At 48.7% G+C, this 25,672-nt stretch carries 16 protein-coding genes and 1 tRNA gene; 10 read left to right on the top strand and 7 right to left on the bottom strand.

The annotated features are described in order from the left end of the window. Positions 1–16 precede the first annotated feature (16 nt). From WJT86_RS11105 to WJT86_RS11075, 7 genes are all read left to right on the top strand, one after another. Entirely contained in the window at positions 17–979 is a 963-nt protein-coding gene (locus tag WJT86_RS11105; protein ID WP_346337643.1) for a biotin-independent malonate decarboxylase subunit beta, read from the top strand. A 12-nt stretch (positions 980–991) separates the two neighbouring features. Next, entirely contained in the window at positions 992–1,879 is an 888-nt protein-coding gene (gene mdcE / locus WJT86_RS11100; protein WP_346337642.1) for a biotin-independent malonate decarboxylase subunit gamma, read from the top strand. Between the two features lie 84 nt (positions 1,880–1,963). Next, positions 1,964–3,064 carry an acyl carrier protein gene (locus WJT86_RS11095; RefSeq protein WP_346337641.1) on the top strand — a complete coding sequence of 367 codons (1,101 nt, stop codon included), beginning with the start codon at positions 1,964–1,966 and terminating at the stop codon, positions 3,062–3,064. Continuing rightward, positions 3,064–3,759, top strand: coding sequence for a malonate decarboxylase holo-[acyl-carrier-protein] synthase (gene mdcG, locus WJT86_RS11090; protein WP_346337640.1), 696 nt, complete (start codon positions 3,064–3,066; stop codon positions 3,757–3,759). Before WJT86_RS11095 ends, mdcG begins: the two co-directional genes overlap by 1 nt. 165 nt (positions 3,760–3,924) lie before the next feature. Beyond that, positions 3,925–7,059, top strand: a complete 3,135-nt coding sequence (locus WJT86_RS11085) for an autotransporter outer membrane beta-barrel domain-containing protein (RefSeq protein WP_346337639.1) — start codon at positions 3,925–3,927, stop codon at positions 7,057–7,059. A gap of 293 nt (positions 7,060–7,352) precedes the next feature. Further along, positions 7,353–10,787 (top strand): autotransporter outer membrane beta-barrel domain-containing protein, encoded by a 3,435-nt coding sequence (locus tag WJT86_RS11080; RefSeq protein WP_346337637.1) that lies wholly within the window; start codon positions 7,353–7,355, stop codon positions 10,785–10,787. Between the two features lie 474 nt (positions 10,788–11,261). Beyond that, positions 11,262–14,930 carry an autotransporter outer membrane beta-barrel domain-containing protein gene (locus tag WJT86_RS11075; protein WP_346337636.1) on the top strand — a complete coding sequence of 1,223 codons (3,669 nt, stop codon included), beginning with the start codon at positions 11,262–11,264 and terminating at the stop codon, positions 14,928–14,930. A gap of 84 nt (positions 14,931–15,014) precedes the next feature. Here WJT86_RS11075 and fghA read toward each other — a convergent pair whose 3' ends face one another. The 5 genes from fghA to WJT86_RS11050 all read right to left on the bottom strand — a co-directional run bounded on the left by fghA (position 15,015) and on the right by WJT86_RS11050 (position 19,003). After that, positions 15,015–15,851: an S-formylglutathione hydrolase gene (fghA, locus tag WJT86_RS11070; RefSeq protein ID WP_346337635.1), complete on the bottom strand. Its 837-nt coding sequence runs from the start codon at positions 15,849–15,851 to the stop codon at positions 15,015–15,017. Between the two features lie 10 nt (positions 15,852–15,861). Next, positions 15,862–16,974 (bottom strand): S-(hydroxymethyl)glutathione dehydrogenase/class III alcohol dehydrogenase, encoded by a 1,113-nt coding sequence (locus tag WJT86_RS11065; RefSeq protein ID WP_346337634.1) that lies wholly within the window; start codon positions 16,972–16,974, stop codon positions 15,862–15,864. Positions 16,975–17,004: 30 nt separating this feature from the next. Further along, complete coding sequence (locus WJT86_RS11060; protein ID WP_346337633.1) at positions 17,005–17,286, bottom strand: metal-sensing transcriptional repressor; 282 nt, start codon at positions 17,284–17,286, stop codon at positions 17,005–17,007. 148 nt (positions 17,287–17,434) lie between these two features. Beyond that, positions 17,435–18,577: a vWA domain-containing protein gene (locus WJT86_RS11055; RefSeq protein ID WP_346337632.1), complete on the bottom strand. Its 1,143-nt coding sequence runs from the start codon at positions 18,575–18,577 to the stop codon at positions 17,435–17,437. A 349-nt stretch (positions 18,578–18,926) separates the two neighbouring features. Then, positions 18,927–19,003: transfer RNA gene (locus tag WJT86_RS11050), tRNA-Arg, on the bottom strand. Between the two features lie 191 nt (positions 19,004–19,194). On the opposite strand from WJT86_RS11050, the gene ilvD reads away from it, so the two are divergent. The 3 genes from ilvD (at position 19,195) to WJT86_RS11035 (ending at position 23,508) form a co-directional block, all read left to right on the top strand. Then, the gene (ilvD, locus tag WJT86_RS11045; protein ID WP_346337631.1) at positions 19,195–21,036 is read left to right on the top strand and encodes a dihydroxy-acid dehydratase; all 1,842 of its coding nucleotides are present in this window, start codon (positions 19,195–19,197) and stop codon (positions 21,034–21,036) included. A gap of 72 nt (positions 21,037–21,108) precedes the next feature. Then, a complete protein-coding gene (locus WJT86_RS11040; RefSeq protein ID WP_346337630.1) occupies positions 21,109–21,867 on the top strand; it encodes a thermonuclease family protein in 759 nt (252 codons plus the stop codon). A 123-nt stretch (positions 21,868–21,990) separates the two neighbouring features. After that, on the top strand, positions 21,991–23,508 hold the full coding sequence (locus WJT86_RS11035) for a M48 family metalloprotease (RefSeq protein WP_346337629.1): 1,518 nt from the start codon (positions 21,991–21,993) through the stop codon (positions 23,506–23,508). Between the two features lie 63 nt (positions 23,509–23,571). Here the strand turns inward: WJT86_RS11035 and WJT86_RS11030 are convergent, their stop codons facing one another. Together WJT86_RS11030 and WJT86_RS11025 are read right to left on the bottom strand one after the other, a co-directional pair. Then, positions 23,572–24,444, bottom strand: coding sequence for an RNA polymerase factor sigma-32 (locus WJT86_RS11030; protein ID WP_346337628.1), 873 nt, complete (start codon positions 24,442–24,444; stop codon positions 23,572–23,574). Positions 24,445–24,786: 342 nt separating this feature from the next. Further along, positions 24,787–25,368 carry a CarD family transcriptional regulator gene (locus WJT86_RS11025; RefSeq protein WP_346337627.1) on the bottom strand — a complete coding sequence of 194 codons (582 nt, stop codon included), beginning with the start codon at positions 25,366–25,368 and terminating at the stop codon, positions 24,787–24,789. Positions 25,369–25,672: the final 304 nt, after the last annotated feature.

The following is a 25,672-nucleotide window of genomic DNA, read 5'->3' as shown; positions in this document are numbered from 1 at the left end:
CGTGAAAGGTTTGACAATGAAAAATTGGAAAGAACTACAGGAACGCAGCTTCTTCGATTCCAATGCACGTACCCGTGCTTATGGTCTCGTAGATGAAGGCACCTTCACAGAGCTCGCTGGCCCGTTTGATCGTCTCAGCAGCCCTCACCTGCCTCTGATGGGCGAAGCCATCGAAGCTGATGATGGTATCGTTACAGGCGTTGGCCTCATCGGCAAGCGTCCGGTTTTCGTTGCCTCCCAGGAAGGCAAGTTCATCGGTGGTGCTGTTGGTGAAGTCCACGGTGCCAAGCTCGTCAACACAATCCGCCTTGCGCTTGAAAGCTACGAGAAGATCGCAGCTAAGCATGGTGGAACATGCCCAGAAGACAAGCGCCCTGCTGCTGTCATCTCCTTTGAAACAGGTGGTGTCCGTCTGCATGAATCTAACGCCGGTCTTCTCGCTCACGCTGAGCTTATGGATCAAATCCAGGCTTGCCGTGGCAAGGTTCCAGTGATTGCCGTTATCGGCAGCCGCGTTGGTGCCTTCGGTGGTATGGGCTTCGTAGCAGCTGCAACAGACGTCATCATCATGAGCCAGTTCGGTCGTATTGGTCTGACAGGACCAGAAGTTATCGAACAAGAAATGGGTAAAGACGAGTTTGACTCTTCTGACCGTGCTCTCGTTTACCGCACAACAGGCGGCAAGCATAAGTACATCATGGGTGATGCAAACTTCCTCGTTGAAGACTCAATCGGCGCATTCCATACGCAGCTTGCTGATGTATTGGCTCAGCCATACTCCAGCATTCCTGCCATGGAACGCATCGGCACCCTGCCACTGATCGAGAAGCAGCTGAAGGGCGTTGCCCTTTCTGTCGAACTGAAGCCAAAGGATTCGAAAGACGTATGGAAATACGCCGGTAACGAAAATCCAGACGCTCTGATCGATATGAACGTCAGCGACTTCTTGAAGAACGTCAAACGTCTGCAGCTCGGCTGAGGAGATTAAGTTATGGAATTGGAAACAATGATGGGTCAAGGGCGTCTCGCCATTGACATGATTTTGGATCCGGGTTCATTCACCGAGAATACTGTCGGCGCATGGACCAACACTGATCCTGAGTTCGGCCCTGGTGCCGTTGTTGGAACAGCAAAGCTTGATGGTGAAACTGTAACGGTTATCGCCAGCGATGCTATGGCTGCCAACATGAAGTTCCCGGTTGTTTACGCTGGTATTATTGGTCTTGAGGAAGGTTATAAGATGGCTAAGGCTGTCTATAACACAATCGAAGCCGATAAAGACAAGCCTCTTGACCAGAAGCGTCCGCTTGTTCTCATCGTCGACACCCCCGGTAACGGTCCTGGCAAGCAGGAAGAAATCTTCGGAATGAACAAGTCCACCGGTGCCTATCAGCTGGCACTGGCAGAAGCCCGTCGCGTCGGTCATCCGATTGTCGCTATCGTGGTTGGACGCGCCATTTCCGGTGCCTTCCTTTGCCATGGTCTTCAGGCTGACCACATCATCTCGCTGTCAAGCAAGTACCACACAATGATCCACGTTATGCCGATCACCAGTGTGGCACGTATTACACGTCTCGACATCGAGTTCTTGGAATCGCTTGCTAAAGACAATCCTGTCTTTGCTGCAGGTCCAGAGTTCTTCTACCGCCTCGGTGGTGTTGAAGAAATCGTGGAAAATATTCCAGACATGCGTGACGCTGTTATCAAGCACGTCAAGGAAGTCCGCGCGCTTAAGCTCGCTGGCAAAAATGACGAGCTCGGCCCATGGGGTCGTGGCAAGCTTGGTGCAGAGCGCAATGGCCGTCCAGCCCGCGCTAAGGCAATCGAAGTGATGAATAAAGAATTCGCTTCGGTCGAAGACAAATATCTGTCTGCATGATATGAATAAACATCCGGCCCCAACACGGGGCCGGATGCCTTTTAAGCGACCTCAGTAGAGTAAAACCCGATTAAGGAGCGCAGAATGTCCAAACAGTTAGAAGAGCTTGAACAGTTCGTTGATGAGTTTGGAACCGCCCCAACTCTCCCAGAGGTTCCGCGCCGTACCCTTGCCGATAAAGGCATTGCCGGGCCAACAGCGGCCCATATTATTGAAGAATTACACACCCCATTCAATCTCGCCTATCTGACCTTCACAACAGGTTCGACTGCCTTCCAGAATATCGTTGGTGTAACGCATGCCGAGATTGAATCACGGGTTAAAGCCGCTCTAAAAGCTTTTGAGCTCGCAGGGCTGCCGAAAGGCGCTCGCGCTCTTATCACCTATGCTCCACTTGTGAATGTTTTCCCTGTCCATTCCTTACGCGAACACGAAATGGAATGGGACTTCCTGAAACGTTCCAGTCGTGATGCCTTTGTTGTTTCACTTTGCAAGGACAAACCAAAGCTTGTCGTTGGAGAGTCCAGCTTTATCCGTGCAGCTCTGACAGATGCCAAGAACCTTGGTTTTGAATCTGAAATTCCACGTGACGTCATTGTCTTTGCCGCTGGCACACCTCTTGATCTGGACCTGATTGAGACCGCCCAGCCTTATGGCTGGCAGATTCACGACATCTACGGCTGTCAGGAGTTTGGCTGGCTGACCCTTGATGGTGTCCCGCTGCGCAATGACATTACATTCGCCCCTTCTCCTGCCGGCGAACAGTTCAAGGAACTGGTTGTTGGTGGCCTGCCACTGGCTGACAGTTTCCCTGTCGGAACAAGTGGCCACGTGTGTAATCAGGAAGGCAAGATCATTACCTATCGCCGTGAGCGCACAAATCCGGAATATGAAGTCTACATCAAGGCAACGACACTTGCCTCAGCCGTCTCCATTGACCGTGTTGCCCGCACGATCCTGCGCATTAAGAGCCGTGTTGTGAAAGTTGACCCGAATGTTCAGGTCAATGCACCTCACACCATTTTGGAACTGGTACCGAGCATTACAAAGCGGGATGAAGTGCCACCTGTTGTCATGACGATTGAAGGGCCGGAGAAAACAGAATTCTTTGATCTGATGGTCAAGGCTCAGCTTGACCTGCAACAGACCGCGAAGACTGATCCGACATGGGTCAAGCAGCGCTAATGACAGACTATGCACGGCATACATTAATTGATGTAACGGATGCGGGAAGAGAACGTATCTTACGTGAGCTCCTCCCCAATCCGGAAACCCGTGCGACCCTTGCGCAGCTTGAAGAAACACTGCTGCCATCCCAAAATGGCACACGTATTCCAGGGATTGTCCGCCGTGATCCAGAGGCTCTGGCTCAAAGGTTTGTGCCCATCGGCTTTTCATCCTGTACGCGTTATAATGGCGACCGTTTACGCCTCGCCGCCGCGGTTAGACCCGATGAAATACTGAAGGTCACGACACCTTTTGAAATTCCACCATCAACAACACCAAGAACAGCCGCTCTCGCGGCTTATCAGGCTCTTTATAATGAGGCACAGCAGCAGCATGTGCGCTTGGGGTTATGGGGCTCAACGGCAATGGAACTTTATACCGGCCTGCCCTATTCCAAAGAAGACTCTGATCTTGATCTCCTGATCAGCCTTGCTCCGCTTTCTATTCTTAATGATATGCTGGAACAGGCTAAAACCACGGAAGAGAGATTTAGCCTTCGTATTGATTTTGAACTCTCCCTCCCAAACGGCTATGGTATTCACCTGAAAGAACTATTGCTCACCGAGAATAAAGGACTAGTCGGCAAGGGAATGAATGACGTAGCAATTATTAAAAGAGAAGAAATTCTGGCACTACTAAATAGCCAAAAATAAATACAAAAATTCAAATTAACTTCAAATAATTATAATAAAATCAAAAAAAATATTCATATCTGAAATCATCCATGTTAAAATTATGGAAATAAGTAGGATAGTTTTCTAATGAAAATTATAATCACAATAATAATAAAATTTATAACCATTATTAAAGAGGGGGATATGCTTATTTCTAAACGTTGCTATTTATATGCAAGTATTGCTGCTATCGCTATAATGGCAGGTTCATCTTCACTGCATGCTCAAGTCTATGTTGATACTGATGAGACAGTTCCTGGAACTCACAGTTCACCATGGAACATCGGCAACACGCTTTCTATCGGTTACACCTCTACTGGATCGATGATGGTTTTGGGTAGCGGTAAAGTTTCAAATACAGATGGGTATATCGGTCACAATGCAGGCTCAGCGGGGGCGGTTACGGTCACAGGAACCGGTTCTCAGTGGACCAATTACGGCAGGCTTTTTATCGGATATTCCGGCACAGCTTCTCTGACCATCTCCGATAGCGCTATGGTCTCAGCAGGAACGCTCGTGGAAATCGCGACAGATGCAACTTCTAGTGGGACAGTTAAAGTCATCGGCAGCGGTTCCCAATTAGTCAGTGGGGGTGTCATATTGGTCGGACGCTTCGGCAAGGGAACACTGACTATCTCTGATGGCGCGCTAGCCTCAGGCACGCAGGCGACTATCGCAGCAGAAACAGGCTCCAGTGGCAGTGCCATTGAAGTCACCGGATCCGGCTCGCAACTGATTCTCAGCAAAGAATTATTTGTCGGAGTAAATGGTAATGCTCATCTGACAATCTCCGTTGGTGGGCTGGTTTCAAATACAATTGGGTATATCGGTGGAAATCCCGGCTCTAACAGTATTGCTGAAGTTACCGGAACTGGCTCACAGTGGCTCAATAGCAATGAAATTTATGTCGGACGCATGGGTAATGGATCCCTGACTATCTCCAATGGCGGGGTAGTCTCAAATGTATTTGGTTTTATTTCATATGAAACCGGTTCTTCCGGCAATGTTATTGTTACCGGAGCCGGCGCCCAGTGGATCAACAGTAATGCCTTATATGTCGGGCGCTCCGGTATAGGAAATCTAACAATTGCTAACGGTGGGCTGGTCTCAAATTTATACGGATACATCGGAACATTTGCCGGCTCCAGCGGGACTGTTATCGTCACCGGCGCAGGATCACAATGGATTAACAGTGATAATCTCGCTGTCGGGCAGTTCAGTAACGGGTATGTAAATATCTCTGATGGTGGCCTTGTTTCAAATGCAATCGGTTATATTGGATCATTTGTCAGTTCAAACAGTAGCGTTGAAGTCACAGGTGCAGGTTCGCAATGGATCAATAGCGGCACCTTATATGTTGGCCTTTCCGGTACAGGATCTCTGACTATCTCCGATGGTAGCACTGTCAAGACAACAGAGGCCCATCTTGCTGAGTATGCAGGCTCTTCAGGTGTGATCAATATTGGTGCGGAAGCAGGTATTCCAGCTCTTGCGCCGGGATCTCTTGATACACCTTCCCTTGTCTTCGGCGATGGTGATGGCACCCTTGTCTTCAATCACACCGATACCTCTGGCAGTTATCATTTTGCAGCAGCCATCAGTGGCACAGGGCAGGTTGACCACTACAGCGGTACAACCATTATGGATGGAGCAACCACCTACGCAGGGCCAACAACGCTCTATGGCGGGATAATGGTTGCTGGAAACACTAATGTCTTCAGCCCGAACTCGGATTATAATGTCTACAGTGGCGCTGCTCTGGACTTCGCTGGACACAATCAGACTATTCTTAGTCTGACCAATACCGGAATTATCCGGATGAATGGTTCCCCTGGCACAGTGCTGACTGTAACAGATACCTACACCAGCAATGGCGGATCCATTCTGATGAACACAGTACTCGGTGCTGATAACTCAGTAACTGATCGTCTTGTTGCAGGCAGCGTTGTCATGGGCAGCGGCGCAACCAGCCTTTTCATTAGCAATGTGGGCGGCCTTGGAGCCCTGACAACGGGTAACGGCATTATGCTGGTCAAGGTACAGGATGCAAGCAACTCTGCTGCTGATGCGTTCCAGCTTGGAAACCGTGCTGCAGCCGGAGCCTATGAGTATACCTTGCATCACAATGGCATCGAAACAGATAATAGTGACGGGAACTGGTACCTGCGCAGTACAATGTCTAATAGTTCTGGCGGACATGATGGAACAGTAGAAGTCCCGAACTACCGTCCGGAGGTACCACTGGCCGCCTCTGTCCCACCGGTTGCCATCGAATATGGCTACGCCATGCTCGGCACCATGCATGAGCGCATCGGCGATGGTTTTGCCGTACGACCAGAACCGGTTTTTGAAGAGCGTATCGTCCGCGGCAAGAACGGCAAACGTCAAGTCATCAGAACTGAGATCCGGCAGTCTGCCAATAACCAGAAGTGGTTTGGCGGCGCCTGGGGCCGTCTGATCGGAGATCGCGGTTTTCGTGATGCCGGCAGTTTTGAACGCCACGGCCCAAGCTACAACTACACCTTCTCGGGTCTTCAGGCTGGTCTTGATATCTATGGCCGGGAAACAGAAGCAGGAACAGACAAGGTTGGTATCTACTTCGGCTACGGCAATATTGACACCCATGTGAAGGGTGCCTACGGCGGTAAGGCTGGTAACGTGGATATGGATGCCTATACCATCGGTGCCTACTGGACCCACAGAGCCACTCAGGGCTGGTACACGGATGCCGTCATTCAGGGTACCTGGTATTCAGCCGATGCCACATCTGTTTATGGCCAGAAGCTCACACCAGACGGCTTCGGTTTCATCGCCTCACTTGAGGGTGGCTACAGCTTCAACCTTGGTAATGGCCTGACGATTGAGCCACAGGCTCAGCTGGCCTATCAGACAATGTCATTCGACAATATCTCGGATGCTTATGGCCGGTTCTATCTCGATAACAGTGACAGCCTGCGCGGGCGTTTGGGTGTACGCATCGCCAAAGACTGGGATACATCCGGCACAACCTCATTGCAGTCCCTCACCACCTGGGTCAGAGCCAATGTGTGGCATGAGTTTATGGGGAACAGCAAGACCACAACAACGGATGCCTATGGGCTAAACGGTGTGACGATCCCGTCTAACCTCGGTGGAACATGGGCAGAGATTGGTGCCGGTATCACGGCACAGTTTACAGACAACGTCTCGCTGTTTGCCACAGGTGCCTACAGCCATTCACTGGACAACAAGGGCCGGGAAGCATGGAACGGACGTCTTGGCATCAATGTGAAGTGGTAAGATATTAGAGTGCGTATTCATATGCTTTGACGAACGATTCATTGAATATAAAAAGACATAAATTTTATAAATAATAACAAAAATATGACCCTTCCTTCAATCTGAAAGGAAGGGTTTATTTTTTTAAAAAACAATCACTTAAACAATAAAATCATTAAAGAATTAGATATTTTTTAAATTTAAAAATTTAATATTATAAAAAATTATTATACTTTCATAAAATAATTGTTTTATAACATTACATACGAATTTATAACATCACTGAAATACAGAGAATTCTTCAGGAGTGGGGTATGAAAATTTTCAATCATCGTGGCTGGTATACAGGAATTGCTATTGCCGCAATACTAGCCGGATCATCTTCTTTACAGGCTCAGGTTTACATCAATACTGATGAGACAGTTCCAGGAACACAGACTTCCCCACTACATATTGGCAACTGGCTTTATATTGGGCATACGGCAAATGGTTCATTAACAATTTCAAATGCTGCTATTGTTACCGATACTTGGGGTTCTATTGGTCACAATACAGGCACTTCAGGTACTGTTACTATCACAGGAGCCGGGTCCCAATGGATTAACAGTGATGGCGTTTATGTTGGGTTTAATGGTGATGGAAATCTGACAGTTTCCAATGGCGCCAAGGTTTCAAATACAGGTGGATATATAGGTTACAATGCAGGTTCTTCGGGCACCGCAACCGTTACTGGCACAGGGTCCCAGTGGGTTAATGACGGCATTTTGTATGTCGGTCTTTATGGTGATGGATATCTGACAGTTTCTAACGGTGGTTCAGTCACAAATCACAATGGCACTATTGGAGCGGATTCAGGCTCCACAGGTAAAGCTATTGTAACGGGTGTCGGTTCCCAATGGGTAAGTAGCGGGAATTTATCCGCCGGTCTTTATGGAGAAGGTCACCTGACAGTCTCGGCTGGTGGTCTGGTTTCAAGTGACGTGGGGTATGTTGGTAGAGATGGTGGCTCATCGGGCATAGTTGAAGTAACCGGCAGTGGCTCCACATGGAACAATATATATGGTCTGTATACAGGACTTACCGGAACTGGCTCTCTGACTATTTCTGATGGCGGTCTGGTCACAAATGCACATGGGTATATTGGCCACGATGCCGGATCATCAGGATCTGTCTCTGTAACTGGCCCCGGATCTCAGTGGCTTAATAATAATAGTTTGACTGTCGGACGTTCCGGTTCCGGATCACTAGTCATATCCGCGGGGGGACAGGTCTCAAATACATACGGGATCATTGGCCACGATGCCGGATCATCAGGATCTGTCTCAGTAATCGGCCCTGGCTCTCAATGGTCTATCAGTCTCTATTCTTTTATCGGATCTTCCGGTACAGGCTCTCTGAGCATCTCTGATGGCGGTCTGGTTACATCAAATACAACATTTACGTATATCGGAGCTCAGGCAGGCTCCATCGGAACCGTTGAAATTAAAGGAAACGGTTCGACATGGACGTCAAGCGGCACAATAGATGTCGGCCAGTACGGTACTGGATCTATGACTATTTCAGATGGTGGCTTACTTTCATCGAATGTATATTCGAATATCGGAACTTATTCCGGTGCCCACGGTACGGTCAGAGTTACCGGAAACGGTTCCCAGTGGCTCAATAATGGTGGCTTGTTCGTTGGATATTTCGGGACCGGCAATATGATTGTATCAGATGGCGGTTTGGTCTCAAATACATTCGTACGCATGGGGGCGAACCCATCCAGCGCAAGCACGGTTCTGGTCACTGGCATGAACTCTCGCTGGATTAATAGTGGCAACCTGTCTGTTGGATTTTCTGGATCAGCAAGCCTTACTGTTTCCAATAGTGGTGCTGTCAGCGCAACAACCGTTTATGTTGCCGAAGATAGTGGGTCATCAGGCATCATCAATATTGGTGCGGCAGCAGGTATTCCAGCTGTTGCTCCGGGGGCCCTTGATACACCTTCTCTTGTTTTCGGTAATGGTGATGGCACTCTTGTTTTCAACCACACTGATACTTCTGGCAGCTATCATTTTAGCCCTGTTATCAGCGGAGCTGGTCAGGTTAATCATTATAACGGTACAACCGTTATGGATGGTGCAAGTACCTATGCAGGGCCTACAATAGTTTATGGCGGCACAATAGTGGCCAATAATACCAATGTTTTCAGCCTAAACTCAGACTACGACATTCGTGACGGTGCAATTCTTAATCTTGCAGGTTATGATCAGACAATTCTAAGTATGGCAAATGCTGGTATCATTCAGATCAAAGGTATTCCCGGTACAACCCTTACTGTAACAAATACCTACACCAGCAATGGCGGCTCCATTCTCATGAACACAGTACTCGGTGCTGATAACTCAGTAACTGATCGTCTTGTTGCAGGCAGCGTTGTCATGGGCAGCGGCGCAACCAGCCTCCTGATTACCAATCTGGGTGGGCTTGGTGCATTGACTACTGGTAATGGTATCAAGGTTGTTGAAGTACTTGATGCAAGTAACTCTCCGTCAGGCGCCTTCCAGCTTGGCAGTCGTGCAGCTACCGGCGCTTATGAGTATACCCTTCATCAGAATGGCAAAGGTGCCGATAGCAGCGATGGCAACTGGTACCTGCGCAGTACGGTAACAATTCCTGGTGACAATGGTGGAACAGTAGAAGTCCCGAACTACCGTCCGGAGGTACCACTGGCCGCCTCTGTCCCACCGGTTGCCATTGAATATGGTTATGCCATGCTCGGCACCATGCATGAGCGTATCGGCGATGGTCTTACCGTACGACCAGAACCGGTTTTTGAAGAGCGTATCGTCCGCGGCAAGAACGGCAAACGTCAGGTCATCAGAACTGAGGCCCGGCAGTCTGCCAATAACCAGAAGTGGTTTGGCGGCGCCTGGGGCCGTCTGATCGGAGATCGCGGTTTTCGTGATGCCGGCAGCTTTGAACGCCACGGCCCAAGCTACAACTATACCTTCTCGGGTCTTCAGGCCGGCCTCGATATCTATGGCCGGGAAACAGAGGCAGGAACAGATAAGGTTGGTATCTACTTCGGCTACGGCAATATTGACGCCCATGTGAAGGGTGCCTACGGCGGTAAGGCTGGTAACGTGGATATGGATGCCTATACCATCGGTGCCTACTGGACCCACAAAGCCACTCAGGGCTGGTACACGGATGCCGTCATTCAGGGTACCTGGTATTCAGCCGATGCCACATCTGTTTATGGACAGAAGCTCAAGCCAGACGGCTTCGGCTTCATCGCCTCACTTGAAGGTGGCTACAGCTTCAACCTTGGTAATGGCCTCACGATTGAGCCACAGGCTCAGCTGGCCTATCAGACAATGTCATTCGACAATATCTCGGATGCTTATGGCCGGTTCTATCTCGATAACAGTGATAGCCTGCGCGGGCGTTTAGGCGTACGCATCGCCAAAAACTGGGATACATCCGGCACAGCCTCATTGCAGTCCCTCACCACCTGGGTCAGAGCCAATGTGTGGCATGAGTTTATGGGGAACAGCAAGACCACAACAACTGATGCCTATGGGCTAAACGGTGTGACAATCCCGTCTAACCTTGGTGGAACATGGGCAGAGATTGGTGCCGGTATCACGGCACAGTTTACGGACAACGTCTCGCTGTTTGCCACAGGTGCCTACAGCCATTCACTGGACAACAAGGGCCGGGAAGCATGGAACGGACGTCTTGGCATCAATGTGAAGTGGTAACCGGACAGCTGAATATCCTTTAGTCAGCTGTTCCATATGTTTCAAAAAGTAATGATCTGACCCAGCAACGGATAGATTCTGATGGGTCAGGTCAGACGGCAAACTCATAAAAATCGAGACCATTAAGTGGAAGCTTATCACCGTCTAAAGCAGGCGGTAGCAATGGTTATGGGAACAAATGGCAAGCCATCTTTGAACAAAGTGGGTCAATCAAGGTATTCACTACGCAGGGCTAATAAGGTCAAACCCACCTCTAAACCTGAATTCAAAACTGAACCCCTAAAGAAATCATTCTCCTGTCTATATGCAGACTAATCCATAATTTATAATATACATTGCAATTAATAAAATTAATACAATTTCATCTTGTATAGAAGATTATAAATACAATTGAAATGCAAGTAATTCTCTGCTAACCCAACGTCAGCAAATATAGTCAAAATTTCCTATACCAATTTAAATTGGGGGCACATTATGAATATGGTAAAACCTGAAAAGGTTCATTCTAGCGCACGTTTTTTTGATTCGCGTGGAAAGCTCGCTATAAGTACAACCGCTTTGGCAACTTACCTGCTTTGCGGTATGGCAATGCCTGCATCCGCTCAACAGTACGTCTGTAACGGTGTAACGACAGCCTTAACCGATGCTCAGTCCTGCGCATCAACCGGTAATGTGACGGCTTCAGTTGATAATATTACCATAACTGCAAATGGAGCAACATTTCTGTATGTCAGATCATCCGATGCCGATGCAACTCTGACGGTAAACAACACGAATTTAACAACAGATGGCTCATCACATGGGTACTATGTGGTTGCTAATGGTACTGTCGGAGATACATCTCTCTACCTGACCGGAACGAATAATATTGTTCTTGGGACATCAAAAGATACAGCAGTTCTTGTATCTAACTCCAGCGGAACGGCACCAACAGGTGACCTCTTGCTGAATGTAACCGGTACCTTGAACATTACAAACAATGGGGCCATCAGCAATGTCGAAATGGACGGGATGGAAATCTCAAATGGTGGCTCAGGCAATGCATACCTTTCCCATACGGGAAATGGCATAATCCAGACCTATCGGGGAAGTGCTGTCCTACTTAAATTAACGGCAACAAGCTCTGGAAACGGCACAATCCTGCTTGGCAAAGACGTTCGGCTGAAAGTTGATAATACCGGCACGACTAATGGCAACAATTCCGGTATTCGTGCGAGTGCATTAAGCACGGGCAACATAGATATTAACAGTGCTGCTACAATTGATACGACAGGCACTGGTTCTCACGGTATCTATGCAACCTCTACAATTGCTGGCGGTGGGAAACTTAACATTCTTAATACTGGTAACATAACTGTTTCCGGCGATAGTTCCCATAATATCCGTGCAACCACCGTTGATGGCAATGTTACTATCGAAGCTCATGGAGTGCTCATCAACAACGGCCAATCAACAGGAAACAGCGCCGGTGTGCGCAATTCCGGTATTAATGCCGAATCGAGCGGTGCCGGGAATATACTAATCAAGGGTGATGCGACAATCTCCCTAACCAGCGAAGATGGTCCTAATTTATCAGCTGGTATTACCGCATATTCATACCAGTCAGGAAATGTTGACGTTATTTATTCAGGCAACATCTCTTCTCAATCGAAATATGACAGTAGCGGAATACGTGTCCATGCAGTTGATGGTTCTACCAATATTGAATATACGGGCGGTACTATTCACGTAAAGGGTGACAATGGCGATGCTCTTTATGCAAGTGCCTTTGGAGCTGGAGCAGCTTCTGTTACTGCAAAAAACAGTACGCTGATCACTGAGGCGAATAATGGACAGGGTGGATCTGCATTCGCTATTGCAGCAAGCACCAATTTCAGTGACGCCACCGTAACCGTTATAAATTCCACTCTTGAAGTTGATGGCGCTTCATATGCCATTTTCGCACACGGCAATTATCAGGCTCTTTCCGGTGGCGGCATCGGCAAAGTTACGGTCGACGTTGATAGTGGATCAACACTGACCTCAAACGGCTCATCAGGCGGCGGCATCCGTGCAATCAATACCACTGGTGCAATCGATATTGTTCATAACGGAACCACAACCGTATATGGCGGAGGTGTAGGAGCAGGTATTTCAGCAACAGGTACTGGCCAGATTGAAATTGCCAATGGTGGTACGATCCATGGTGGCTGGGCCAATTTACAGGCAAACAATGCGGCTGTTATAATGGATGGTGGAGAGCAGACACTCTCAAACACCGGAACGCTTGATGCTCTGGCAGATCGGGCCGTCCGCAGTACTGCGGCCAATACATTCTCCTTAGACAACAGCGGTACCATGATCGGTACGGTTAATGTCTTACAGAATGCTGCTGCAGCACCTGCAACAGTCAACTTTGCCAACTCCGGCACATGGGATATGCGCAGTTTCGCAGATACTGATGGTGATCTGGTCCGTGACAGCTATGCTGTTGCTGTCAGCAATCTCGGTGAAAGCGGCATCAACACCGTTACCAATACAGGTACAATCCGTGTTCTCGGTGATGAAGGTCTCGCAGCAACTGTCGATACAGCAAACATGTATCTGCCAGAAGCAAACGGCTTTAACACTGTTGCCACTGGTGGCCCTGCTCAGGCTCATATTCTGGGTGTTGCTGACTTCACCAACAATGGCATCATTGACCTCACTGCCAATGGAGTTGCCGGTGATGTTCTCGTCATCTCCGGTGGTCAGACAGCTGGCGTCAACGGCAACGGTAACTTCGTGACCGGCGGCTCACTCAACATCAACACGGTTCTAAACGAAGGCGGGGCAAACTCACAGTCTGACGTTCTCGTCGTTGATAACGTCGTCAACAGCGGCTCTGCCACCGTCGTCAATGTCACGGCAACAGGTAATGGCGCTGAGACAATCGGCAATGGTATCCTTGTTGTAGATGTTCTCGGTACACGTTCTGATGCTGATGCATTCGTGCTTGGCAACCGTGTTGTTGGTGGCCTGTATGAATATGGCCTTAAGCAGGCAGGCTCTAACTGGTACCTCCAGAACGATGGTCTGCGTGATGAAGTTGTTGTCACAACAGAAACACCACGTAGCATCATTGAGCTTGGTTCTTCGATGATTGCGTCAGCCTCTGTTCGTGCCAGCAGCATGACATTCCGTGGCCCATATAATCTCTATGGCGGCTTCAGCCCTTACAGCTCATGCTGGAATGCTGATCCGGAAGACAAGCTGAAGCGCAAGTCTGGCAAGAAGGACCTCAATGACTGGTGTCACCGCGTTGAAGAGAACCAGAAGGGTCACTTCAACAGCGTATGGGCTCGTGCCTTCGGTGCAACCGGCAAGCAGGGTTCTTACAACTATGACAAGAACGGCGCCCGGACAAACTGGAGCCAGCAGGGTATGCAGGTCGGTGTTGACCTCTACGGTGTTGAGCGCAAGGACGGCTCTGGCGACATTCTCGGTGTCTACTTCAGCTATGGCCGGAATGACACCAACGTAAAGAACGTCAATGGCAAGTTCGGCCAGATCGGTTCTGTTGACTTCCAGGCCTATTCTGTTGGCGCTTACTGGACACACCTTAGCGCTTCCGGCTGGTATGTCGATACCGTCCTTCAGGGCACGATCTACGATCTGGACCAGAGCGTAACCCGCGGTCGTCAGGCCTCAACAAATGGTTATGGCTTTGCAGCATCGCTTGAAGGTGGCTACAAGTTTGATCTGGGCAATGGCTTCGTACTAGAGCCACAGGCACAGGCCATCTGGCAGTTCATCAGCCTTGATAGCTTCAATGATGGCTATGGCATCACAGCGATGGACGACATCAATGACTTCCGCGCCCGTATTGGTGCAAAGCTTGGTTATACATTCAAAGGCGAAACACCAATCACCGTCTGGGGCCTGGCAAACATCTGGAAGGACTTCTCTTCCAAGAGCAGCACAGCCTTCTACAACTATAATGGCTCACTTCAGGGCATCGTGAAGGCTCCACTGGATGACAGCTGGTTTGAACTCGGTCTGGGCGTTTCCGGCCAGATCACCAAGGATCTCAGCCTGACAGCAGAGGGTTCTTACAATCAGGGCCTCAACAACTCTGACCGCACATCATGGCAGGGCTCTATCGGTGTTCGCTACACCTGGTAAACCTGCTAGCGGTAATCGCTAAAAAACAAAGCCTCTGGAGATAAAAATCTCCAGAGGCTTTTTTATTAGGTTAGCTTAAAATAATTAAGCCAGACGCTCGGCATGCCATTTTATGTGGTCAGCCATAAAGGTTGAAATAAACAGGTAAGAGTGATCATAGCCCTCACGCATATTGAGCGTCAGAGGAATATCGGCTTTCTGGCATGCCTCTTCAAGCAACCATGGTTTCAGACCATTCTCAAGAAACGGATCAGCGCTTCCCTGATCAACCAGTAACTCATTTACCCGGAAACCATCTTCAATCAGCAAAGTTGCATCATATGCGCGCCAGAAGGCCTCATCAGCCCCCAGATATTTTTCAAAGGCAGGACGTGACCAGTCAGCAGTTGAAGGCTGTACGATAGGGGCAAAAGCTGAAACTGAGCCAAAATGTCCCGGATTTTTCAGGGCAAGCGTTATGGCACCATGACCACCCATAGAATGCCCAAATATGCCCTGCCTTTCAAAGTCGAGAGCAAATCCGCCCGCTTTCAGGACTTCAGGCAGTTCTGACAATATGTAGCGTTGCATATTGTAATTGCGCGCGAATGGCTGTTCGGTTGCATCAAGATAAAAGCCTGCGCCCTGACCGAACTGCCAGTTATCCTTTTCATCAGGAATGGCATCTCCACGGGGGCTGGTATCTGGACAGACAAGCGCCACACCAAGTTCAGCAGCGATATGTCTGTATTCACCTTTATCCATGACATTCTGATGCGTGCATGTCAGACCTGACAGATACCACAGAACCGGAACTTTTCTCGTCTCCGCCTGAGGTGGCAGAAAGATTGCAAAGGTCATGTCACAGTGACATGCCTGTGAGGGATGCGAATAAACATATTGCATCCCTCCAAAGGCTTTGACGGCAGAAATTTTCTTCATTCTGGAAGCCTCAATAGACAATAACAGATCGGATGGACTTACCTTCATGCATCAGGTCAAACGCCGTATTAATGTCTTCAAGACCCATCGTATGCGTAATCAGATCATCAATATTGATCTTGCCATCCATGTACCAGTCAACAATCTTCGGCACATCCGTACGTCCACGGGCACCACCAAAGGCAGACCCTTTCCAGACCCGGCCTGTGACAAGCTGGAATGGACGTGTTGCAATTTCCTTGCCAGCTTCCGCAACACCGATGATGATGGATTCACCCCAGCCACGATGACAGCATTCAAGCGCCTGACGCATCACATCAACATTTCCCGTAGCATCAAATGAGTAATCGGCGCCGCCATCTGTTAAATCCTGAACAGCCTGCACAACCTTATCGCTACCAATCTCAAGCGGATTAATAAAATCCGTCATGCCGAATTTTTTGGCGATCTCCACTTTGGCCGGATTAATATCAATACCGATAATTTTATCAGCCCCGACCATCCGGGCGCCCTGAATAACGTTTAGCCCAATACCACCTAAGCCAAACACCACCACATTCGAGCCCGGGCGAACTTTGGCCGTATATAAGACGGCACCTATTCCCGTTGTTACGCCACAGCCAATGTAGCAGATCTTATCAAACGGCGCATCTTCCCGAACCTTCGCAAGAGCAATTTCCGGCAGAACCGTAAAATTGGAAAACGTGGAGCAGCCCATGTAGTGGAAGATTTCACCGTTATCACATGAGAAACGGGTTGTTCTGTCAGGCATCAGGCCCTGCCCCTGTGTTGTTCTGATCGACGTACACAGGTTGGACCGTTGCGAAAGGCATGTTTTACATTGGCGGCATTCAGGTGTGTAAAGCGGAATAACGTGATCACCAACCTTGAGAGATGTCACACCAGCCCCAACTTCACGCACAATACCGGCACCCTCATGGCCAAGAATAGCAGGAAACTTGCCTTCAGAATCCAGACCGGCGAGTGTGTAAGCATCAGTATGGCAAACGCCTGTCGCCATAATCTCTACGAGAACTTCACCGGCCTTCGGGCCACCAATCTCAATAGTCTCAATGGATAAAGGCTGGTTTGCCGCCCATGCGACTGCTGCTTTGGTTTTCATTATGGTGTTTCCTTTATCATTCAGAACTGATTACTTCAGATAGGCCCGCAGGATTTTAACGATATCATCCATCTGGTCATCCATGACGGATGGATGTGCTGGATCCTGCTGAGATGTTACGGTTTCACGTAAATGTATTTCGAGCACTTCTGCCATCAAGCCACCAGCGGCACCGCGCATGGCTGCAATCTGCTGCAGAAGAAGCCGACATTCCGTCCCTGCTTCAACAGCCCGTTCCAGCGCCTCGATCTGACCTTTAATACGGCGAAGCCGCACAACCGTGCGCTTCTTATCTTCAACTGAGTATGGCATTTACTCTCCTCATACCTCTACTCACATACTGGTGGGAGTATGTCAATATACTGGTAGGAGTATATGGAACTTCAAGAATACTGATAAGTGGAATTGCATAAAATAAAGCCTCTGGAGATATTCTTTCCTGAGGCTTTATCTTGGCTGCTTATTTGCCTTTAATCTGCTCTGAAAGCATCTTCTCGACAACCGTATCAAAGCTGTCCTTTGTTTTACCAGCTTTCTGCATTTTGGCCTTTTGTTCAAGGACATAAGCATCGCGCTTTTCAACTTTTTCCTTCAGCGTCTTTGCTAATTCAATACGCTTGGCATTCTGTTCCTGAATAAAGATAGCACGCTTCTCGACATCCATCTTTTGCATCACTTCCGGCAGTTCCTGTTCCGGAATGGTTTCAAGTTTGAGACCTTTATTCATGTCTGCAACAAGATCACCTTTACCCGTTACAACAGCGGCTCCTTTACTGCTTTTATTGACGTATTTTGACATCTCAGCAGCAGATGATTTGGTAGCGGCACGATAGGCATCCTTTTTATTCTCAACGGCCACTTTCCGCGTTTTTGTACCATAAGCAAGAACCGTATTATTGAGAGCAGCCTGTACCTGAATAATCTCATCATCATAAGGCGTTTCAATATCGACAACCTTACCACCATCTTGCGGAATTGCGATGTATTTGCCATTGCCAAGCTTAGCAATTTCTTTCCAGTAGCGGGTTGTTTCTGTTGTGCCATCAACTTGAATGGCATTAACGATAATCCCCTTCTGGGTCGCGTCTTTTAATACAACCGGGTACTTGCGATCATGCTTGTAATCCATATGGGGTGGCTCATCACCAACAAGAAAGATTATGCGTTTGACATTCTGCTGACTACTCTCGCTCGTCCAATCCTGCTTGGTAACAGCAACATCAAGCGCTTCATTGACAGATTCAGGAGCATCACCTCCCCCATCAGCTTCAAAAGTGAGGAGGTTTGCATAAATACCCTGAATGTCAGTCGTCAGATTAAATGACTTGGTGACATAGTCATCACCAATATCCCGATAAGCCACTAATCCCATTTTGATTTTTGCATCAGGGTTTTGATCAACAATCGTATTGGCAATCGACCAGATCTTACGCTTGGCGCCTTCAATCAGCCCATTCATTGAGCCTGTCGTATCAAGTACAAATACGACTTCAACGCCATTAACCTGAGCAGAATTGTTAGCAGGTTCAGAATGCGCTGGACCTGAGAGAATAACACTGCCAGTCAGCACGGATAAAAGATAAACCTTCTTGATAAATTGCATATATTTTGCCTCCACATGATCCGTTCTTATGGGAATAAGATTGAGCTGAATTGTAGCAGAAAATTATTTTCCAGTATTTTTTCACAAAAATTAAAAGTAAATTAATCCCGCATTCAAGATATTTTGTCATTGTAGGTCGTAATTTCTTTTTCTGATGGTCAACAGAGGAATTGCAGGAATTTGCACAAGAGCAAGATACTCCGTCATTTTGGCAATTTTTCCGTGAGCCATCCTTCATATGTCTAATCTGATATGCCGCCATAATGCGTGAGGGCGGTTCTTCATTTTGTCTTCTCTTAATGAAATCCGTGACTGTCTCAAAGAAAATTTAGCCAATATTCTGTAAAATTGGCGATCCCGGGAAGACTCGAACTTCCGACCTTCGGTTTAGGAAACCGCTGCTCTGTCCTGCTGAGCTACGGGACCGCATAAGCGGCAAGAGGCACGCCCCCGGCACGAACCGGATGAGAAAGCGTCTAGCACGACATAAACCCTCATGCCAATAGCTTCAGCTATTGCGACGATTAATTACAGGAAACGCCGTAATCAGGCCTGACAGTCGTCACAAAATTGTGTAGAAAGGGTCCAATCAAGAATTTTTATTTCAAGAGATGATTATGCCACAATATCGTTCACGTACTTCCACCCACGGTCGTAATATGGCTGGTGCCCGCGGTCTCTGGCGCGCCACTGGCATGAAGAATGAGGATTTTGGCAAGCCGATTATTGCCATTGCGAACTCCTTCACCCAGTTCGTGCCCGGCCATGTTCATCTCAAGGATATGGGCCAGCTTGTTGCCCGTGAAGTTGAAAAGGCCGGTGGTGTTGCCAAGGAATTCAATACCATTGCTGTCGATGACGGCATCGCCATGGGCCATGACGGCATGCTCTACAGCCTGCCATCCCGCGAGATCATTGCTGACTCTGTCGAATATATGGTCAATGCCCATTGTGCTGACGCCCTGATCTGTATTTCCAACTGTGACAAGATCACACCCGGCATGCTGATGGCCTCACTGCGCCTCAATATTCCAACGATCTTCGTCTCAGGCGGCCCGATGGAAGCCGGTAAGGTCAACTGGCGCGGCAAAACCCGTGCCGTCGATTTGATTGATGCCATGGTTGCCGCAGCCGATGACAGCGTCTCGGATGAAGAAGTTCAGGAAATGGAGGCGAATGCCTGTCCAACCTGCGGTTCCTGCTCCGGTATGTTTACCGCCAATTCCATGAACTGCCTGACAGAAGCGCTTGGCCTTGCCCTTCCCGGCAACGGCACTGTTGTTGCAACCCATGCTGACCGTAAGCGTCTGTTTGTGGAAGCCGGCCATCTGATCGTTGATCTGGCCCGCCGTTATTATGAGCAGGATGATACATCCGTACTGCCCCGTTCGATTGCCACATTTGCAGCTTTTGAAAACGCCATGGCACTTGACATTTCCATGGGTGGTTCAACCAATACGGTTCTCCATCTGCTGGCAGCAGCTCACGAAGGTGAAGTCGACTTCACAATGAAGGATATCGACCGCCTGTCACGTAAAGTTCCCGTACTCTGCAAAGTCGCCCCTGCGGTTGCAAACGTCCACGTGGAAGATGTTCACCGTGCAGGTGGCATCATGGGTATTCTGGGCGAGCTGGATCGTGCAGGATTGCTTGATACATCTGTACCAACAGTCCATGAAAAAACCATGCGCGATGCCCTGAACCGCTGGGATGTCAAACTGACAAACAGCGAAACAGTCGGCACTTTCTTCCGCGCCGCACCCGGAGGCATCCGCACTACGGTCGCTTTTAGTCAGGAACGTCGTTATGACGAGCTCGATACTGACCGCACAAAAGGTGTAATCCGCAGTAAAGAGCATGCCTTCTCGCAAGATGGCGGCCTCGCAGTTCTGTACGGCAATCTGGCCGAAGATGGCTGTATTGTTAAAACAGCGGGTGTTGATGACAGCATTCTCACCTTCAACGGCCCTGCCCGGGTCTTTGAAAGTCAGGATGCAGCTGTCAAAGCCATTCTCGGAAATGAAATCAAGGCTGGTGACATTGTCGTCATCATCTACGAAGGCCCACGTGGCGGCCCGGGTATGCAGGAAATGCTTTACCCAACCAGTTACCTGAAATCCAAAGGACTTGGTAAAGCCTGTGCTCTCATCACAGATGGTCGTTTCTCAGGCGGATCTTCCGGGCTCTCAATCGGCCACGTCTCACCGGAGGCTGCTGAAGGTGGCCTGATTGGTCTCGTGAAAGATGGTGACGAGATTGAGATTGATATTCCACGCCGTGTCATCAATCTCAATGTCGCGAAAGATGAACTTGATCGTCGCCAGGCTGAAATGGAAGCGCGCGGCAAACAGGCATGGAAGCCTGAGAAGCGTGACCGCAAAGTCTCAACAGCTCTGAAAGCCTATGCTGCCATGACAACCAGTGCAGCCAAGGGCGCTGTCCGTATTGTTCCGGAGTGAGCATTGTCCGACAGGTTTAAAGTAATCTCAAAATCCGCGCCGAAGTCCTTTTTGACGCGGATTTTTATTGGAATGATCGGGCTTATTCTGACAGCCCAGTCTGCCTTTGCGGCAACCCAGATCAGGAATAACAAGGCCTGCTTTGACAAGGAAATAACCACTCAGGTTGTTGGCTGGAATAAATACGGCGACTTAATGCTCTCCTCAGGACAGACTGTGTATCTGGCCGATGTCATTATTCCACAATGGAAAGGCCGGAATAACCGCAGGTTTCAGGAGATCAGCAAGCTGTTTGGAAAAACAGTTATTGTTAAACTGCAAAGCAAGCCTGATCGGTGGAAACGATACATGGCAGCCGTTTCCCATAATAACGATGACATCGCCCATAAACTTGTCAGAAAAGGGCAGGCCATTGTTTCAGCACGCGAGAAAACGCGCCTGTGTACACCACAGCTGCTTGAGTCAGAGAAGGAAGCCAGGGAAGGCAAGTTTGGCCTCTGGGCGACAAACAGCTTCACACCGATTGCAGCAACAGACATCCAGACTCTAAAGGAAAAAAACGGCCAGTTTGTTTTGGTATACGGCACCATCATCAATATCGGTGAACGTAAAAACTGGACCTATCTGAATTTTGGCACCAACTGGAAAAATGATCTGGCCGCCATGATACCCGCCGGAATATGGGGCAAGCTGAAAGAAACCGGCCTATCTGTAAATGAGATAAAAGGCAGAACAGTTTTGTTACGGGGAACTGTAAAATTTTCTGATCATTGGGGCCCCTCAATCGAGATTCAGGCAACTGAGCTGTTACAACTGGATGGCGGCGTGTAAAATCACACAAAAAATGAGATAAAAGCGCAACTATTTTAATGTTTGTATACAGGTCATATATTATAGCCAGAATGAAGGTGGAGATGGTATGAATTATGTTCCATTATCCAGCTTATGCCCTATATGGGTATTCTAGGGATTTCTGATTTCTCAGATAATTCAATAGTGATCATCGGGAAGAAACAGTCGGGCGCGTTGTTAGTCGGTATGGTTGGTGTTCTGAAAACGACATTCAAGTATGGCGTATCAGCACTTGTGCTGTGTCTTTTGGCTGCCTGCTCTACTAATGGCAAAATATCTTTGCCAGCAAATACCCCACGCACGCTTGGAGCTTTCTCAGACAGTTCCAGAGATCATGCACGACTTGTTGCAGCCTTCGGAGGTGAGTATAATTATCCACCTGCCAAACGTATGCTGGAAAATATTGTCCAGCGGCTTGTACGTGCCTCAGACAGACCCGACAGATCCTATAAAGTTACAATTCTGAATTCTCCTATTGCCAACGCCTTTGCGCTGCCATCCGGGCATCTTTATGTAACCCGGGGCCTCTTAAGCGTTGCCAATAATTCCTCTGAAATTGCAGCCGTCCTCTCTCATGAGATGGCCCATGTCACACTGAACCACGCTGAAGCACGGACTGAACTGCAGGCACGCTCTTCTCTGGTACAGCGGGTCAACACAGAAGTATTAAGCGACCCGGCAGCAGGCCGCATGGTCAAGACACGCAGTAAAGTCAGTCTCGCAAGCTTTTCCCGGTCTCAGGAAATTGAGGCGGATGAAGTTGGGATCAAGACACTGGCTGCAGCAGGTTTTGACCCTTATGGTGCAGCAGGCTTTCTGGCGAATCTCAGCCGTTCAGTAAACAGTACGGCTAAATCCAAAACTTCACCTGACATGCTTGCGACCCACCCAAGCACGGCAGATCGTATTCGGCGTGCTTTGACAGAAGCCAAAAAATTCTCAAGTCCACGTGCACAGGGGACAGATCGTTCAACGTATCTGTCTGCAATCAATGGCATTGCCTTTGGTGACGATCCTTCCGATGGCATTGTACGTGGCAGACGATTTGTTCATGCACGCTTTGGCGTGACATTTGATGCTCCTGAAGGCTTTTCGCTTGAAAATACTTCTCGCGCAGTACTCGGTGCCTCAAGCAATGGTACCTACAAGCTGCTTTTTGATGCCGTCGAAAGCCGTTCAGGCCAATCCCTTGAGGATGTTCTGCGCAATACGTGGAACGAAACGATTGAAACGGATTCCATCACAAATATCACAATCAATGGGTTGCCAGCTGCAACAGCTTCTTCCCGCAGTGCGGAATGGAACTTCCGTCTGGCAGCCGTTCAGATTGGAGATACCGTCTTCCGGTTAATCATTGCAGCCCCAACCAATACCGGTGATATTGACCGCGTCTTTAACCAGTCGCTGGGCACGCTACGCCAAATCAATAGTGATGAGGCCCGTCGTATTAGCCCGCTGCACATCAAGATTGTTACCGCCCGGGCGGGTGATACGCCTGAAAGCCTTGCCTCAATGATGATTGTAACAGATCGCCCTCTGGAGCGGTTTGCCGCTCTTAACGGCATTTCAACATCAACAGCGCTTCAGGCTGGAGCTGAATACAAGATTATCGCTGATTAAAAAATGCGCCGCAGAATTTCCACGGCGCACCCCGTCATGAGATTAAGTGACAGCAATAATCTCTCAGACGAAAGCTCCAACTGCCTTTGGATGGCGCTCAACTAATGCACGCCGCAGTTTTTCCAGTGCCCGGTTCTCAATCTGACGAACACGTTCCTTGGAAATCCCAAGATCATCACCAAGCAGTTCAAGTGTTACCTGATCATCCTGCAGGCGACGGGCCCTCAAGATACGCAGTTCACGCTCATTAAGAACATCAAGTGCATGATCCAGCCACTCGGCGCGGCGTTCGCTATCAATTGAATCGGAGACTGATTCATCCGGAAGCGGGCTGCCATCGACCAGAAATTCAATACGTTCTGAATTAGTACCGGAATCGCTATCCATCACCGGAGCGTTAAGCGACGTATCGGGCGCTGACAATCTTGCATCCATCAAAGCAACATCACTGCTGGAAACGCCAATAGCCAGAGCAATCGCATTATGGGCCTCGTCAGAGACAAGTTCATTCTGTCCCTGTGCCAAACGTGCCCTCAGGCGGCGCAGGTTGAAGAAGAGTGTCTTCTGGGCAGAGCTGGTACCACCACGAACAATTGACCAGTTACGAAGAATATAGTCCTGAATTGATGCCCGTATCCACCACGTGGCATAAGTTGAGAAGCGAACTTCCCGCTCTGGCTCAAAACGTGCTGCAGCTTCCAGCAAGCCCACGTGACCTTCCTGAACAAGATCAGACATTGGCAGACCGTAGTGCTTGAATTTGGCAGCGATTGAGATCACCAGACGCATGTGGGCATAGGCAAGGCGGTGCAGAGCAACTTCATCATGATTGTCTTTCCATAAGACGGCAAGCTGCCGCTCTTCATCACGCTCAAGAAAAGGAGCATCCATGGCTGCTCTGATAAACTGGCGTCCGACTCCTGGTACTCCACCCATGGTAACCTCCACTCATCACAACATCGACTGAGTAGGAACGGCCCAGGACAGAGAAAGTTCACTCGAATTTAAGACTTTTTTTTATTCAATTGTGGGCCCGTGCTGATTCACACAAAGCGATTATTTTTCTCATTTTTCGACATAATCTTATGGAACCACATGAATTATTTTAGCTTTTCTGCGTCAGATATTTCACAATTCATGAGAAAAGAAATAAAACAGCCTGATTGATCTAAGGTAGGCATTTTAAAAACCTGACCTATATTTTTCACCCGCGGATATAAAAAGACCCCGGCTTTAATAAAACCGGGGTCTTTTTATTAAAAGATTATTATCAGGAAATTATGCAGCTGCTTCTTCCTGATCTTCAGACGTATCTGCTTCACCCTCAGCAGCCTTTACGCGACGTGGAGACTTGGCAAGACGGCCTTCAATCAGAGCAAGAGCTTCTGTTGCTGTTACCTTGTTAACGGCAGCGACTTCGCTGACAACGCGCTCAAGGGCAGCCTCATAAAGCTGACGCTCGCTGTAAGACTGCTCAGGCTGTGCTTCAGAGCGATACAAGTCACGAACAACCTCTGCCACTGAAACGAGATCACCTGAATTGATCTTTGCTTCATATTCCTGCGCACGGCGCGACCACATGGTGCGCTTAATGCGTGCACGTCCAGACAGAACAACGAGAACTTTCTCAACATGCTCTGGCTCCGCCAGCTTACGCATGCCAACACTGGCAGCTTTAGCGGTTGGAACACGAAGAACCATTTTATCTTTTTCGAAAGAAACAACAAAAAGTTCCAGTTTGAAACCAGCAACTTCCTGCTCTTCGATAGCCATGATGTGACCTACGCCATGAGCCGGGTAGACAATCGCTTCGCCGGTCTTGAAACCTCCGCGTGGTGAGGTCTTCTTAGTGGTCGTCATGTTATCGGGGCCTCCTACCTTGCCCTCAATGTCAGAAACATTCGGGCTAAATCTTCCGGCATGAACCGGCGAGACAAAAAACAAAGGCTCAGACGAAACACGTCTCGTCTGATGCCGCGCTCAAGTCAGTTGCAAGTGGAATTCCACACATCATCCCTATCGATAACATAGTTAGAGCCATAATGCCCCTGCCTACCTTTCTGACAGTCGCTTTACGGGATGTTGTACGCAGGATGCGCAATTGACAGTAAAGGAGACCCTATCACAAAAAAGCTAATAAAGCAAAAGAAAACGCGCTCTCCGC

The organism is Hohaiivirga grylli (genome assembly GCF_039655745.1).
Classification (GTDB): domain Bacteria; phylum Pseudomonadota; class Alphaproteobacteria; order Rhizobiales; family Beijerinckiaceae; genus Hohaiivirga; species Hohaiivirga grylli.
This window is presented reverse-complemented; position numbering and strand designations above follow the sequence as displayed.